The 15,752-nt window shown below is 42.5% G+C and carries 13 protein-coding genes; 5 read left to right on the forward strand and 8 right to left on the reverse strand.

The window, feature by feature from the left end:
* Positions 1-388 precede the first annotated feature (388 nt).
* The 3 genes from VY86_RS00440 to VY86_RS00450 are packed head-to-tail and all read left to right on the forward strand — an operon-like array spanning position 389 to position 3,346.
* Positions 389-1,369, forward strand: coding sequence for a Bug family tripartite tricarboxylate transporter substrate binding protein (locus VY86_RS00440; protein WP_046976632.1), 981 nt, complete (start codon positions 389-391; stop codon positions 1,367-1,369).
* 13 nt (positions 1,370-1,382) lie between these two features.
* The gene (locus tag VY86_RS00445) at positions 1,383-1,814 is read left to right on the forward strand and encodes a tripartite tricarboxylate transporter TctB family protein (RefSeq protein ID WP_046973523.1); all 432 of its coding nucleotides are present in this window, start codon (positions 1,383-1,385) and stop codon (positions 1,812-1,814) included.
* A gap of 11 nt (positions 1,815-1,825) precedes the next feature.
* Positions 1,826-3,346 carry a tripartite tricarboxylate transporter permease gene (locus tag VY86_RS00450; RefSeq protein WP_046973524.1) on the forward strand — a complete coding sequence of 507 codons (1,521 nt, stop codon included), beginning with the start codon at positions 1,826-1,828 and terminating at the stop codon, positions 3,344-3,346.
* A gap of 179 nt (positions 3,347-3,525) precedes the next feature.
* Here the strand turns inward: VY86_RS00450 and VY86_RS00455 are convergent, their stop codons facing one another.
* Both VY86_RS00455 and fabB read right to left on the reverse strand, forming a co-directional pair.
* Positions 3,526-3,972, reverse strand: coding sequence for a hypothetical protein (locus VY86_RS00455; RefSeq protein WP_046973525.1), 447 nt, complete (start codon positions 3,970-3,972; stop codon positions 3,526-3,528).
* Between the two features lie 305 nt (positions 3,973-4,277).
* Positions 4,278-5,492 carry a beta-ketoacyl-ACP synthase I gene (gene fabB / locus VY86_RS00460; protein WP_046973526.1) on the reverse strand — a complete coding sequence of 405 codons (1,215 nt, stop codon included), beginning with the start codon at positions 5,490-5,492 and terminating at the stop codon, positions 4,278-4,280.
* Positions 5,493-5,926: 434 nt separating this feature from the next.
* On the opposite strand from fabB, the gene VY86_RS22420 reads away from it, so the two are divergent.
* The gene (locus VY86_RS22420) at positions 5,927-6,472 is read left to right on the forward strand and encodes a hypothetical protein (protein ID WP_052760747.1); all 546 of its coding nucleotides are present in this window, start codon (positions 5,927-5,929) and stop codon (positions 6,470-6,472) included.
* Between the two features lie 1,602 nt (positions 6,473-8,074).
* On the forward strand, positions 8,075-10,117 hold the full coding sequence (gene mnmC, locus VY86_RS00475) for a bifunctional tRNA (5-methylaminomethyl-2-thiouridine)(34)-methyltransferase MnmC2/FAD-dependent 5-carboxymethylaminomethyl-2-thiouridine(34) oxidoreductase MnmC1 (RefSeq protein ID WP_046973528.1): 2,043 nt from the start codon (positions 8,075-8,077) through the stop codon (positions 10,115-10,117).
* Positions 10,118-10,233: 116 nt separating this feature from the next.
* On the opposite strand, the gene VY86_RS00480 is transcribed toward mnmC, so the two are convergent.
* The 6 genes from VY86_RS00480 to VY86_RS00505 form a co-directional block, all read right to left on the reverse strand.
* The gene (locus tag VY86_RS00480) at positions 10,234-10,512 is read right to left on the reverse strand and encodes a YfcL family protein (protein WP_046973529.1); all 279 of its coding nucleotides are present in this window, start codon (positions 10,510-10,512) and stop codon (positions 10,234-10,236) included.
* Positions 10,513-10,533: 21 nt separating this feature from the next.
* On the reverse strand, positions 10,534-11,085 hold the full coding sequence (locus tag VY86_RS00485; protein WP_046973530.1) for an elongation factor P hydroxylase: 552 nt from the start codon (positions 11,083-11,085) through the stop codon (positions 10,534-10,536).
* A 22-nt stretch (positions 11,086-11,107) separates the two neighbouring features.
* Positions 11,108-11,908 (reverse strand): sulfite exporter TauE/SafE family protein, encoded by an 801-nt coding sequence (locus VY86_RS00490; protein ID WP_046973531.1) that lies wholly within the window; start codon positions 11,906-11,908, stop codon positions 11,108-11,110.
* 87 nt (positions 11,909-11,995) lie between these two features.
* The gene (gene aroC / locus VY86_RS00495) at positions 11,996-13,081 is read right to left on the reverse strand and encodes a chorismate synthase (RefSeq protein ID WP_046973532.1); all 1,086 of its coding nucleotides are present in this window, start codon (positions 13,079-13,081) and stop codon (positions 11,996-11,998) included.
* A gap of 106 nt (positions 13,082-13,187) precedes the next feature.
* Positions 13,188-14,120, reverse strand: coding sequence for a 50S ribosomal protein L3 N(5)-glutamine methyltransferase (prmB, locus tag VY86_RS00500; protein WP_046973533.1), 933 nt, complete (start codon positions 14,118-14,120; stop codon positions 13,188-13,190).
* 187 nt (positions 14,121-14,307) lie between these two features.
* Positions 14,308-15,699, reverse strand: a complete 1,392-nt coding sequence (locus VY86_RS00505) for an amino acid permease (protein WP_046973534.1) — start codon at positions 15,697-15,699, stop codon at positions 14,308-14,310.
* Positions 15,700-15,752: the final 53 nt, after the last annotated feature.

The raw sequence follows: 15,752 nt of genomic DNA on the forward strand, positions 1-15,752 counted from the left end.
CAGTCGCCTACAGGCGGCTGTTCCAGATAGCAGGCAAACCCTTCAAGCTTTTCACTTTATCTCTCCCCTGTATTGAGCGAAAGTTTACGGCTATTTTTGCCAAAAACCACGTCACCTTCGAATAATTTCTCTTTAAGTTGCTTAACACCAAACAAAGCAACATCAGCACTACGAGAAACTTACAACAAACCCAAACAAAAAAGAAAGTCTGCCGCCATTTGTTAACTCATTAATGCGAAACGCTACGCAAATTAAGCGATTGAAATCACATATCAACAACTTTTCTTGTTAATGAAAGGTAAATGAAAGGTTTTGTTATTATCAATTGAGTCAACCAGATCCGTTTATGGTGGCTATATCTTACACGGGTATTGATGAGAGAAAACAAATGAAAACTATAACAATCAAAATGTTAGCGGCAACCGTTTTACTATTTAGCGCAAGCAGTGTTTTTGCTGCCGACGCCCCCGGCAGAACTGAATGTATTGCCCCGGCAAAACCGGGTGGCGGGTTTGATCTGACCTGCAAACTGGTACAGGTTTCATTACTGGATACGAAAGAGATCAGTAAACCTATGCGCGTCACCTTTATGCCCGGTGGTGTCGGTGCTGTCGCTTACAACGCTATCGTCGCACAGCGACCTGCTGAAGCGGGAACCATCGTCGCCTTTTCCGGTGGTTCTCTGCTCAATTTGTCTCAGGGAAAATTTGGCCGCTACAACGTTAATGATGTTCGCTGGCTGGCAAGTGTTGGTACTGATTATGGCATGATTGCCGTTCGTGCTGATTCTCCTTATAGCACCCTAAATGATCTGATGAATGCTTTCAAAGACAATCCCACCAGCATTGTGTTTGGCGCCGGCGCGTCTATCGGCAGTCAGGACTGGATGAAAACAGCACTGCTGGCAAAAGAGGTGGGTGTTGATCCTCACAAAATGCGTTATGTCGCTTTTGAGGGGGGTGGTGAACCTGTCACAGCTCTGCTGGGTAACCATATTCAGGCTGTCTCCGGTGATCTGAGCGAGATGATGCCTTACCTGAATGGAGACAAAATCCGTGTTCTGGCTGTTTATGCCGATAAACGGCTGGAGGGTGATTTAGCTAATATTCCTACCGCCAAAGAGCAAGGCTATGACCTAGTATGGCCGATTATCCGCGGATTTTATATGGGACCAAAAGTCTCCGATGAAGCGTATCAGTGGTGGGTTGATACTTTTAATAAATTACAACAAACAGATACGTTTAAAAAGCAGCGTGATATCCGTGGATTGTTCGAATTTAACATGACCGGCAAGGAACTGGACAGCTATGTGAAAAAACAGGTTGAACAGTATCGTAAACAAGCCAAAGCTTTCGGCTTAGCCAAATAACAGGGCAATTATCATGAGCGATCGCCTCTTTGCGGCTGTCTGGTTAGCACTCTGTACCATCGGTATGGTTATTGGTTGGGAAATCCAAAGCGAATACACTTATGAACCTCTGGGGCCCAGACCTTTTCCAATGATTATTCTGTCTCTGATGGCTCTCTGTGCTTTATTGCTGCTTTTCAAAAAACCAGAACAGAATAACTGGCCTAACGCATCGGTTATCCGTCGCCTGATGATGCTGATTGTCTCTTTAGTTATTTATGGCTGGGCATTTGAATGGCTGGGTTTTCCTCTGGCTACCGCTCTGCTGACATTCAGTGTCGCCCTGTTATTTAACGCGACACTGCCTGCCGCAATCATTTCCGGGGTGTTCCTTGGCGTCACGCTCTATTTCGCCTTTGACCGCTTACTTGATGTAACCCTGCCTCTCGGCAACTGGCTCAACTGACGGAGAATTTTATGGAAACCTGGATGTATCTCAGTCAGGGGTTTGAAGTTGCCATGGTGCCGCAAAACCTGATTATTGCTTTAATTGGCTGTTTTGTCGGTACGATTGTTGGCCTGTTACCGGGGCTTGGGCCGATTAATGGTGTCGCGATTCTGCTGCCACTGGCTTTCGCGTTAAAACTGCCTGCTGAATCGGCTCTGATCTTATTAGCAACTGTTTATATCGGCTGTGAGTATGGTGGGCGTATATCATCGATTCTGCTGAATGTTCCCGGCGATGCCGCCGCCATTATGACCGCACTGGATGGTTATCCGATGGCAAAACAAGGCCGTGCGGGTGTGGCGCTGTCTATTTCCGCAGTCAGTTCTTTCTGTGGTTCTTTGCTGGCAATTTTCGGCATTATTTTGTTTGCACCATTACTGGCGCAGTGGTCATTAGCTTTCGGCCCTGCTGAATATTTTGCTCTCATGGTTTTTGCTATTGCCTGTCTGGGTAGCATGATGAGTCAGAATCCGCTGAAATCACTATTAGCGGCACTGATAGGATTGGGTCTGGCAACTGTCGGAGTAGACGCCAACACCGGGGTTTACCGTTTTACTTTCGACAACGTTCATCTGTCAGATGGTATTCAGTTTATCGTTGTAGTAATAGGACTGTTCTCTGTCAGCGAAATTCTGCTGATGTTAGAAAATACATCAACCGGCAAAACCATTATTCGCAAAACAGGCCGTTTGTTGTTTAACCGCAAGGAAGCGGCTGAATGCGCCATGCCAACGATCAGGTCATCTTTTATCGGTTTCTTTGTCGGTATTTTGCCTGGTGCAGGGGCGACAATTGCCAGTGCAATTACCTATATGACCGAGAAAAGGATCAGTGGAAACAGCGATTCATTTGGTAAAGGTGATATTCGTGGCGTTGCAGCACCGGAAGCTGCTAACAACGCTTCGGCCTGTGGCTCCTTTATTCCAATGCTAACATTAGGAGTTCCAGGTTCAGGCACCACTGCCGTTATGATGGGTGCATTAACGCTCTATAACATTACGCCGGGTCCGGGAATGTTTACTGAGCAACCGGATATCGTTTGGGGATTAATTGCAGCATTACTGATTGCCAACATTATCCTGCTAATCATGAATATCCCAATGATAGGTCTATTTACCCGGATGTTAACTATTCCGTTATGGTTCCTTGTCCCTGCCATTGCTACCGTTTCGGCCGTTGGTGTATATGCGGTACACAGTACTACATTCGATCTTCTGCTGATGATAGGGCTGGGCGTTTTCGGTTACATTCTAAGGAAAATGAATTTCCCCATGTCACCATTAATTCTCGGTTTCGTATTGGGAGAAATGCTGGAACAAAATTTACGTCGCGCACTTTCCATCAGTAATGGAGAATTTGGAATTCTGTGGAACAGCACGATTGCTCAGAGTTTATTGATATTGGCAGTATTGGTTCTGATTATTCCTCCAGTATTACGCATCATCCGTAAGCGCCGTATTCAGCAAATGGCTGCTGAAACTAAAGCCTGATAAACAAAAGCCCATAATTATCATCAAAAAATTATGGACTTTTGTCACTGAAAAGATAAAAACACACTTTACATTACATTAATGTTATCTTTCACGAAAATTAACGCTCAGAAAAATAGGACTTAATTCATATTAAACCTCAATTTTTGTGAGCCTTCAATTTTCACCAAATCCATGATTTAAAATTCTCGATTCACCGTTAAATAATCACTAAATGATACCGAGCATTCAATATCATTAACAATTGCCGATGCAATAAAAATATTCCTGTCGTCTCGTTTATTGAAGTAGGTTAATTTTAAAATTAAATTATGAGGATTATATTCTGTATAAGTTTCATAATAGTCTTTATATCTGGGTCGAACTGAACTGTCTCTCGATTTATCTTTTTCCATCTCTTTTTTAGCAAATTCCGCAGCAAGAATTTTATTGATTTCAACATCAGAGAGTAATTCGATTCTTGTTTTTTTAAAATCAACATCCTGAGAATGAATATTCAAATCATTTATCATTTTTCCCCGCATATTCATTTCAATATAGCCGCCTGTTTGAATGCAAGATTCGCTGTCAGCGTATATATTAAATGGCAAAAACAACAAAGCATAGGGTAATAAACGCATTATCATACAACTCCCAGTTCCTTATTTCAGAGCTTCACACTCTGTTCCTTGTGTTGAACCCAACGATGATACAACCTTTTGACGTCATCCGGCAGACGGTCTTCTCCAACCCCAGGTATTCTGAAGGACTCTCTTCCGAGTATGTGGTTAGTCGGATCAAAAAGCAGAATAATGGTGATACGGACAGTGCACAGAAACAGAAGTGTACATTTTGGTACACGAGGTTGACTCGTTTCGCTCATCCTGGTCGCCTAAAATGCGCCAAAAGTTGTTACTTTTGCCTGAGCACTGTCCAAACCTGATAAGGAGAATTAACCCAAATATTTGCTCATTACCAGGGAAGCATTCGTACCACCAAAACCAAAGCTGTTGGACATTACTGTATTCAACTTTTGTTCGGTAGGTTTCGTAATGATATTCATGCCCGCCGCTTTATCATCAAGATCTTCAATGTTAATACTCGGTGCGATAAAACTATGTTCTAACATCAGCAGGCTATAAATTGCTTCATGTACACCAGCAGCACCCAGTGAATGGCCTGTCATCGCTTTTGTTGCAGAAATTGCAGGTGTCGTATCACCAAATACTTCCCTGATAGCCTCCAACTCTTTCAAATCACCCGCTGGCGTGGAAGTACCATGCGTATTCACATAGTCAATAGAACCTTTTACACCTTGCAACGCCATATGCATACAACGAACTGCACCTTCACCGGATGGAACCACCATATCCGCACCATCAGATGTTGCACCATACCCAACAATTTCAGCGTATATGTGTGCGCCGCGTGCTAATGCATGCTCCAATTCTTCAACAACAACGATACCGCCACCGCCGGCAATAACAAAACCATCACGGTTTTTATCATAAGTACGGGAAGCCTGTTCAGGCGTTTCGTTATATTTCGTTGAAAGTGCCCCCATCGCATCAAATTCACAACTCATTTCCCAGCACAGCTCTTCACCACCGCCAGCAAAAACAACATCCTGTTTTCCTAACTGAATAAGTTCAGCCGCATGACCAATACAATGAGCCGAGGTAGAACAAGCAGAACTGATAGAGTAGTTTACCCCTTTGATTTTAAAAGGAGTCGCAAGGCAAGCTGACACACCGGAAGCCATTGCACGGGTCACCATATAAGGCCCTACACCACGCAAACCACGAGAACGCATACCATCAGCGGCAGCCACTTGATTATGTGGAGAACCGCCACCAGAACCCACAACTAATCCACTACGAATATTAGAAACCTGATCATCAGTCAGGCCAGAATCTTTAATTGCTTCATCCATCGCCAGATAAGCATAAACAGAAGCATCACTCATGAAACGCTGAATTTTTCGGTCTATTAACCCTGTAATATCCAGTTTTACATTACCCCAAACGTGACTTCTCATTTTCATCTCTTTAAATTCTTCGGAAAAAGTTATCCCGGAGCGACCTTCTTTCAGAGATGCCAGTACTTCTTTCTGGTTATTACCAATGCTGGAGACAATACCCAATCCAGTGATCACTGCACGCTTCATTAAATACCTCATTAAATATGTTTATCTGCGGGATCTCTATCAATCTAACAGCACTTTAGCGTACACTTGTACGCCGAACAAGTCCGATCAGGATAAAATTACGAAGAAAAATTCATCCATCGAAAGATCCTGATATTTTTATTACGTTTTCTTCTAATTAGAAACGAGTTTAATAACAGCTGCTATAACCATGAATAGAATTCTTATGAAAAGAACCGGCTTTTATGTTATCTTACTAACAGAATTACTTAAATTCTCCAAACTTACAGTAACAAACATTTTGAAATAAAAAATTTTCTGACTTTATTAGTAATAAAGCCATTATTCACACACAAAATGATTGTAATGATATTATGTCATATAAAATGGTCGGTTCATTGTAAGACCTAAGTGAGTTAGAGCACTTCCACCCACTAACTTTATGGGGGTTAATAATGAGAGGACTGGGTTATCTTCTATTAAGCGTTGGTATTGTATGGATCTTAGTAGCTTTTAATATGGATACAAATATCTCATCACAATACGGCAACAAAATTAACAATATTAGATTGGTTGTATCACAACAGAACCATATCCTAATTGGAGCATTCATCACACTTTATGGGCTAATTATGATTATATCCAGTAAAAATCAGCGGTTATTAGAGTCTATATACAAGAGCCATGATAAGGATATTTCTGGATTAAACTCAGAGAAAACATTCATACGAGCACCTATACCAAATTCAGATTACCTAAAGCAGGCTAATAATCACCGCTATTACGATTTTATCGATAAAGACTCAAATATCCTTGAAAAAAGAGTAGCTGAATTTTGTAAGTTATGCTCATCTTATATTGAAGAAGTCAATCACAAAAACGGTGATAAAGTAGCAGCCAGGCGCAAAGTGATATCAATGATTGATATAATTTCCTCACACTTAAAGGAAACACAGTCAAAGGAATTTAAAAAACTGTGTGAATTTCATATTCCTTTATAGACTTAAACCCCGCGTTGTTGAACTGCACCCCAAAAGTTGGATACTAACTGATTAAGGTGCAGTTTTTCAAATAATATTCTTTTTATAACTAAAGTGGGATCCCGACCTGAGTTTTATGAAGTTTTCACTGTTGTTTTTACCACTTTTAACGTCTAATTTTTATTAAGTTTAATCATCATGGTATATTGTGTTTTAGGTTTAACCAACGTTAATCATATTCGCTTTTTATCTTTTACTAACACTGTTTTACTGGCAATTCTGAGCAGTTTTTATAAGTCACCCTCTTTTATTTTATCTTGATAAATCAACCCGTAAATGGCCTGATGGTATAAAAATACCCCTTGGTGTTTTTTCAGATAATCTCGCATGATCTGATTGTTTAGCGGTGTATTTAAACAGGTTGACTGATTAAAAATCCACAAGATTTTACGGACTTTTAATAGTTAAACCCCATTATTGTTATAAAGATACTATTCATTTGGTTATTCAAAGCACAGTTTTAAATAAAAACTTTTTAAATTTTTATAAAGAGATTTATTTTACACTTGGGATATTTTGTTTTACCGTTTTATGATTTTTGTCTTATCTTCAATAAAATGGCTATTTTAGCGTAATAAATAGCCTGTGTGTTTGGTAAATTCATTTAATAATACTTTATTACAGGAGAATTAATCAACCAGAAAGATTATAACGATTAAATAGGTATTTAAGCATTAACAGATCGCGAAAATAGCTTAAAAAAATAACGACATAAGTTTATTTTAGCGTTTAATCACATTAACGATATAAAGAGAGAGACATGATTTAAATAAAACCGTAAAAAGCAATGTTATTGACCGGGCTAAAATAGTATAAAATAAGTTTAAATGGCCATGTTTAACGTATCACGGTGCTGCATGATAAATGCAACATAATAACTCTGTAAGTAACCCAGTTCGTATTCGGTTAAATCATTTATTTACAGATTTTGTTTTTCATGAGAGATTATTTAACTATATGATAAATAAGTTTATTCCCAAATTGAAAACGTTATTAAATCCGGTGTGTTTTTTAAAACACACTGTTTAATTAACATATTTTATTTTCTTATTTGTTTTTTACCAGATATGTAAATATTAATAGAGCTAATTATTTTTCTCATTTTTCACTGTTGGCTTTATGATCGTCAGGTTTTTAACTATTATTAAAATCCATTTTTTAACCTCTGGTTTCAATCGATATAATAATGTTTTAACCATTGTTTTCATTGCTTTTAACACCTGATTTTTATTAAGTTTAATCATCATGGCATATTGTATTTTACATTTAATCAACGTTAATCATATTCGCTTTTTATCTTTACTGATACTGTTTTACTGGCAATTCGGAGCAGTTTTTATAAGTCACCCTCCTTTATTTTATCTTCATAAATCAACCCGTAAATGGCCTGATGGTATAAAGATACCTTTTTATGTTTTTTCAGATAATATTCTTTTTCTCGGCGATGTTCATCAGCACCAGGGTTCTGATTTATGGGTTTCCAATCTCTTCTCCTGTCAGGTGGCACATCAAGCTTAACCCCGCTAAAATCACGTTATTATCAGTAACATTGCAGGCATTACCGTGAAAAACTCTGCCATCTGTACCGCAACCCTGAGCTGGAATGATCAGGGCACTCCGGTTTCAGCACAATTCGACGACGTTTACTTTTCAAATCAGGATGGGCTGGAAGAAACCCGTTATGTATTTCTTAACGGCAACCACTTTCCCCAACGATTCAGCACTCATCCCCGAACTAACTGTGTCATAACAGAAACTGGCTTCGGAACAGGCTTGAATTTTCTGACACTATGGCAATCATTTGATGCATTTCGGCAGCAAAATCCTGATGCCCCGTTGAAACGTCTGCATTTCATTAGTTTCGAGAAATACCCGCTGAAAACCAGTGATTTACGGGCAGCTCATCAACGCTGGCCTGAACTTGGCATTTTTTCGCAACAGCTCTGCCAGCAATGGCCTCAGCCGCTGGCAGGCTGCCACCGACTCATTATGGCAAATGGAACGGTCACACTGGATTTATGGTTTGGTGATGTCAATGATCTGTTGCCAACAATGGATTCCAGCCTTTACGGTAAAATAGATGCCTGGTTTTTAGATGGCTTCGCACCTGCAAAAAACCCACAAATGTGGAGCGAACAACTGTTTGCCGCAATGGCACAATTTGCCCGCCCAGACGGCACCTTTGCCACCTTCACTTCTGCCGGTATCGTCCGTCGTGGTTTACAACAAACCGGTTTTAATGTCAGTAAAGTAAAAGGATTTGGTCGCAAAAGAGAAATGCTGACCGGGGTTCTGGCAACACAGAAATCTCAGTCATTGCCCACACCGTGGTTTGCCCGTCCAGCGGCAAGCCACACAGATGATATCGCGATTATCGGCGGTGGTATTGCCGGTATTCTCACCGCTCTTGCGCTACTGCGTCGTGGCGCGCAAGTTACACTTTATTGTCAGGATGAATTTCCAGCACAAGGTGCGTCCGGCAATCGTCAAGGAGCACTCTACCCGCTACTTAACGGTAATAGTAATGGGCTCGAAAAATTCTTTACCTCTGCATTTACTTTTGCCCGCCGTCAGTATGATCAGCTATCAGCTCAGGGAATTCATTTCGACCATCAATGGTGTGGTGTCAGCCAGCTTGCTTATGATGAAAAAAGCAGCAGGAAAATTGAAAAAATTCTGGTAACAGAATGGCCGGATGAAATCGCTGTTGGTATGAACCGCCACCAATTGAGTGAAGCATGTGGACTGGATATTAATCACCCCGGCATTCACTATCCACAAGGGGGATGGCTATGCCCGGCCGAATTGACCAAAGCGGCAACAGAATTAGCACAACAGCAAGGGATGAGCTGTTTCTTCAATCATGAAATTACCGCTATTGATCATAGCGAAAATGGTTGGCAACTGCATTTGATGCATCAAGGACAACGCTTAAGCACACACCATAAAACGGTAGTGATTGCCAATGGCTATCACCTGCCCCAATTTAGACAAACCGAAAAATTGCCGGTTACCGCCGTTCGTGGTCAAGTCAGCCATATTCCAACCACAACAGAGCTGAGTAAATTGAAAAATGTGCTTTGCTATGATGGCTATATGACACCGGCTAATCCAACCAATCAGTACCACTGCATCGGGGCAAGTTATCAACGCCATCGGCTTGATAGCGAATATTCTGAAACAGAACAACAAGAGAATCGTGATCGATTACTGAAATGTTTACCTGATGCCGGATGGGTAAGTCAGGTTGATGTTTCTGCCGGAAAATCTCGCCAAAGTATTCGTTGTGTTATTCGTGACCATATGCCAATGGTGGGAAATGTGCCGAATCTCAATGAAATAATGGAAAATTATCAGGATCTATCAAAACAAATCCGCACAGGAAATCCTGTCGCAGATGCCCCCTGTTATTCCAATCTGTTTGTTATCGGAGCATTAAGTTCCCGTGGATTATGCTCTGCACCACTAAGTGCAGAAATCCTTGCAGGGCAGATCTTTGATGAACCCTTGCCACTGGATAATGAAACACTGGCAGCCCTTCATCCAAACCGTTTTTGGATCAGAAAGCTACTGAAAGGCCGCGAAGTTAAAACCGAAAAACCATAAGAAAGTCTCAAGTCAAGTGATTTCTCAGCTTCGTGAGCATCAAAAAAGCGCAGACTTTTTGGCTTTTACGGCTGTAGTGTTAAAATGAGTTCGCTTTTCCACTACCCTTAATCAATTTATTGAGTTTTAGCATTATCCAGCAGGCGCTGCCAGGTATGGAGAACCAGAATCTGATCCGGTGGCGCCAATTCTCCTGCTTTAATCGCATTTTGGATACTTTTTTCAACACGATCATGAAGCTGTTCAGCCGTATGAGCGCCTTCCTGTTCCAATTCCGCCACCGCCAAAGTGAGATGCCCGCGGAGATAGCCACCAGCAAATAATTCATCATCACTGGCATGATCTACCATGTCATCAATTTGCGCCAAAATACGCGTTTCAAACTCAGCGAGCATTATCTTTCCTTAAATTCAATTTCAATCTGCAAATATATCTTCCGGGTAAGGAAAATGTTCTGCTTTCAATGGGGGCGTATTGTAGAACGATTGTAGCCCCTGAATAAAGCACTCCGCTCTTGCCGGTATTCCCCGCGCTAAATAGTCCATGATTTGATCATGAACTTTACGCTGAAAAGCCAGCCTGTCAGGTTCAAAATCCCCGTCAAGGTTGTCACAACTGATATTGAACGGAAAACCCGCAGCAGTACAAAACATCCAATCAAGCGCCTGAGGTTTAATTTCTACTTTCTCAAATTCACTTTGCGTCTGTGCGTCACGCCCATCTGGGCAATACCAATAGCCAAAATCCACCCGTTTCCGGCGCTCTTTACCCGCAATGCACCAATGGGCAATTTCATGTAACGCACTGGCATAGAAGCCATGAGCAAATACAATCTGGTTATAAGGAACGTCTTCATCTGCCGGCAGGTAAACAGGTTCGTTATCACCTCTTACCAGATGTGTATTGTATTCGTCGCCAAAACAGTGATTAAAAATATCTATAATTTGTTGATAGTTATGCGTTGTCATGAATTAAAAACAAAATCCTGAATCAGAAATAAAACGCCAGCCAGGTACGGATCGTATCTCCTTGATTATCATTCAATAATTTAATACTCATCAAAAAAGAGATAGTCACGATCATAGGGCGAATAAGTTTTTGACCATGTGTTAAAACCAAACGTGCGCCCAGCTGTGCACCGATTACCTGCCCTGCCAGCATAACAAGACCCAATACCCACAAAACCTGACCGCCAAGGATAAACAACACCAGTGAACCCATGTTAGAGGCAAAATTCAGTACTTTGGCATGAGCGGTGGATTTCGCCAGGTTATAGCCGCACAGGGTAACATAAGCTAACGCATAAAATGAGCCAACACCGGGGCCAAATACGCCATCGTATACACCCAATCCACCCCCGATAAGACAAGCGAATGCCACTGGAGCCAGACGACGATGGCGATCTTCCCTGCCTATCGTTGGGGTCAAAAGGAAGTAAAGGCCAATAATAATAACCAGAACCGGTAATAGCTGGCTGAGAAAATCGGGTTTGATAAACTGGACAATCATCGCTCCAGCCATTGAACCAAGCAATGTCATCAGTATGGCAAGGCGCTGAGACTTGAGATCAACCGCACCATAACGGACAAAATAGAGACTGGCAGAGAAAGACCCCCCCACTGCCTGCAACTTGTTTGTCGCCAACGCCTCCACAGGCGAGACGCCGACTGACAGCAACGCGGGGATGGTCAGTAAACCGCCACCGCCAGAAATCGAGTCGATGAATCCCGCGATCATCGCAACCAGAAAGAGCAGGACATAAATTTCCGCCCCTGATAATAACCAGTCCATATTTTATCCCATCAAAAGAAACTGCTTATCCGTATTCAGCTACCCATTTCAATATCCGGGATTTCAAGGCTAGCTTCATCTTCCTAATCACCAACGAGGAAGACTGGATTCAACATCCGCGCACTGTGCTCTCTGGCGTAACAGGTGATCCATCAGAACAATAGCCATCATAGCTTCTGCAATCGGTACCGCCCTAATACCAACACAAGGATCATGGCGACCACGGGTGACCATTTCCACCTCTTCACCCTGACGGTTAACCGTTTTGCCCGGCACCATGATGCTGGAAGTGGGTTTCAACGCAATATGAGCAATAATTGGCTGGCTGCTGCTGATCCCCCCCAGAATTCCACCCGCATGATTACTGGTGAAACCCTGAGCCGTAATTTCATCCCGGTTTTCACTGCCACGCAGATTAATAACGCCAAAACCTTCACCAATTTCAACGCCTTTTACTGCGTTAATACTCATCAGCGCATGAGCGATATCAGCATCAAGGCGGTCGAAAACGGGTTCTCCCAATCCGGCTGGCACATTTTCTGCCACAACCGTCACTTTCGCGCCAATAGAATCACCCGCTTTTTTCAGCTCACGCATCAGGGCATCAAGTTGTTCAAGTTTGGTTTCATCAGGACTGAAAAATGGGTTTTGTTCCACCTGATCCCAATCTTTTAATTCGCAATGGATGTTACCCATCTGACTCAAACAGGCACGGACACGAATACCATACTTATCCAGCAAATATTTTTTTGCTATCACACCCGCCGCAACTCGCATTGCCGTTTCACGGGCAGAAGAACGGCCACCACCACGATAGTCGCGGATACCATATTTTTGTTCATAAGTGTAATCAGCATGTCCCGGACGGAACACGTCTTTAATCGCGCTGTAATCCTGAGAACGTTGATCAGTATTTTCAATCAGTAAGCCGATACTGGTACCGGTCGTTACCCCTTCAAATACACCGGAAAGAATGCGAACCTGATCCGGCTCACGGCGCTGCGTTGTATAACGGGAAGTCCCCGGACGGCGCCTGTCTAAATCAATTTGCAAATCCGCTTCTGTGATTGTGATACCCGGCGGCACACCATCGACGATGCATCCCAACGCCAAACCGTGAGATTCACCAAAAGTGGTGACCCGGAAAAACTGCCCGATACTATTTCCAGCCATCCCAGTTCCTTCCTGTTAATTGTTCTTTTATTTAACTCTTAATTTAGCTCGATATTTAACTCTGCAAGCTCTGCATTAACAACCGCAGCGACAACCCAGCCAACTATCAGTCTTTGAATAAACGAAAATGCTCGTGATGCTCGATAAGCTGTTGACGTGTCATCATAAAGACACCGTCTCCACCATATTCAAATTCCAGCCAAGTAAATGGCACATCAGGATATTGTTCAATCAAATGCACCATGCTGTTGCCAACTTCACAAATCAACACACCCTGTTCTGTAAGAAAATCAGGAGCGGTTGCAAGAATGCGACGTGCCAGTTTTAAACCATCTGAACCCGCAGCCAGCCCCAATTCAGGCTCACGGCGGAACTCTTCCGGCAAATCACTCATATCCTCAGCATCGACATAAGGCGGATTAGTGACGATAAGATCGTACTTAACAGGCGGCATATCGCGGAACAGATCGGAACGAATAGGAATTACCCGATGCTCAAGGTTGTGATTCTGAATATTCTGTTCAGTCACTGCCAATACATCAGCAGAAATATCCACCGCATCTATCTCCGCTTCCGGGAAAGCATATGCACAGGCGATGGCAATACAACCGCTACCTGTACAGAGATCAAGGATATTGGCGGGTTCATCAGAGATCAGTCCTGAAAATTCATTATTAATCAGTTCACCAATCGGTGAGCGTGGAACCAGAACCCGTTCATCAACATAAAATTCATGACCACAGAACCAAGCTCTGTTAGTCAAATAAGCAACAGGAATACGATCATTAATACGGCGAAGAACCCGTTCGACAATACGATGACGTTCAGTTGATGTCAGCCGTGCCGTCATCATTTCCTGTGGAATATCCAACGGCAGAAACAGCGATGGAAGAACCAGTTGCAGAGCTTCATCCCAAGGATTGTCTGTACCGTGTCCGTAATAAATATTCGCCGCATTAAACCGGCTGGCAGACCAGCGCAACATATCCTGAATGGTATATAATTCAGCCACTGCCTCATCAATAAAAATCTTGTCCAAAAGCCCCTCCAACCCCGTAAATTCATTGACCCGTTAGTTTGCCACGATCACTGAGACAAATCAGCTTTCATGTCAGGCTAATGACAATAAAAGGATGGCACCGGGGTTTTATTGCAGATTTTTGACCAATTTTCCGCGGAAACCGTCTTATTCAGTCAGCAACAAGACGGCTTCTATAATATTTATATTATGTTTTCTCGTTAACAGACTGCGCGTTAACAATGATGACATTATTTCGAATCCATAAATAATAGGCCGCAGTTAATAGCAGGATCCATACGCCTCCTACATAAAACGCAATTCGTGTCGCTGGGAAGTAACTCAGAACAGCAATAATAAATATCATAAACACGATAGTCAGAATCGGTGCAACAGGCCACATCGGTACTGGAAATTTTAATTTTTGTGCTTCTTCCGGTGACATCTTTCTGCGCATAGCAAACTGAGAAAGCAAAATCATTAACCAGACCCATACCGTGGCAAAAGTGGCAATCGAAGCAATGATGACAAACACCTGTTTAGGGAGTAAGTAATTAAGAACAACAGCACACAGCAATGCCAATGTCATCATCATGATGGTCACCCAAGGCACGCCGTTACGGCTTAGTTTCATAAATTTTTTATGCGCTAACCCTTTCTCCGCCATACCGTACATCATCCGACCTGCACCAAAAATATCGCTGTTAATAGCCGAAATTGCCGCCGTAATCACGATAATATTCAGAATATTTGCCGCCGAACTAATTCCCAGTCCCTGAAATATTGCGACAAATGGACTACCTTCCTGTCCGATGCTGCTCCAAGGGTAAATTGCCATTAATACAAAAATAGTCAGTACATAAAATAGCAGGATACGAAACGGGATAGAATTAATCGCTTGCGGGATCATTTTCGCCGGATTTTTAGCTTCACTGGATGTAATTCCGATGATTTCAATACCACCGAAAGCAAACATAACGACGGCCAGGGATTCAATGATGCCGCCAAATCCATTAGGCATAAATCCACCGTGTTGCCACAGATTTTGGACGCCTGTCGCCTGAAAATGGCCGCTGAAACCAAACAGAATAATGCCAGCCCCAGCAATAATCATGGCACTGATCGCCGCAACTTTCAGAATCGATAACCAGAACTCCATTTCGCCAAATACTTTGACTTTACAAAGATTCAGCGCGCCAATGATGAAAATAATGCTGAGTACCCATACCCAACGCGGCACTTCCGGATACCATAACCCCATATAAATACCGAAAGCCGTTACATCAGCCAAACAGACTATTATCATTTCGAAAGTATAAGTCCAACCCGTAATAAACCCCGGTAACGGGCCTAAATATTGATGGGCGTAACTGGCAAAAGAACCGGCGTCCGGTTTGTGGACCGCCATTTCCCCCAGAGCGCGCATGACCATAAAGACAGCGGCGCCGCCCACTAAATAAGCTAATAATACCGCCGGACCGGCCATTTTTATTGCTTCAGCAGAACCATAAAAAAGACCGGTGCCAATTGCAGAACCCAACGCCATAAACCGAATATGGCGAGCATTGAGTCCCCGTTCTAGGTGTAATGTGGCTTGCATGATTTACCCTCTTATCTTTTATTATTGGGTTTTATGAAAGATAACTGCAACAA

This window comes from Photorhabdus thracensis (assembly GCF_001010285.1).
Classification (GTDB): Bacteria; Pseudomonadota; Gammaproteobacteria; order Enterobacterales; family Enterobacteriaceae; genus Photorhabdus; species Photorhabdus temperata.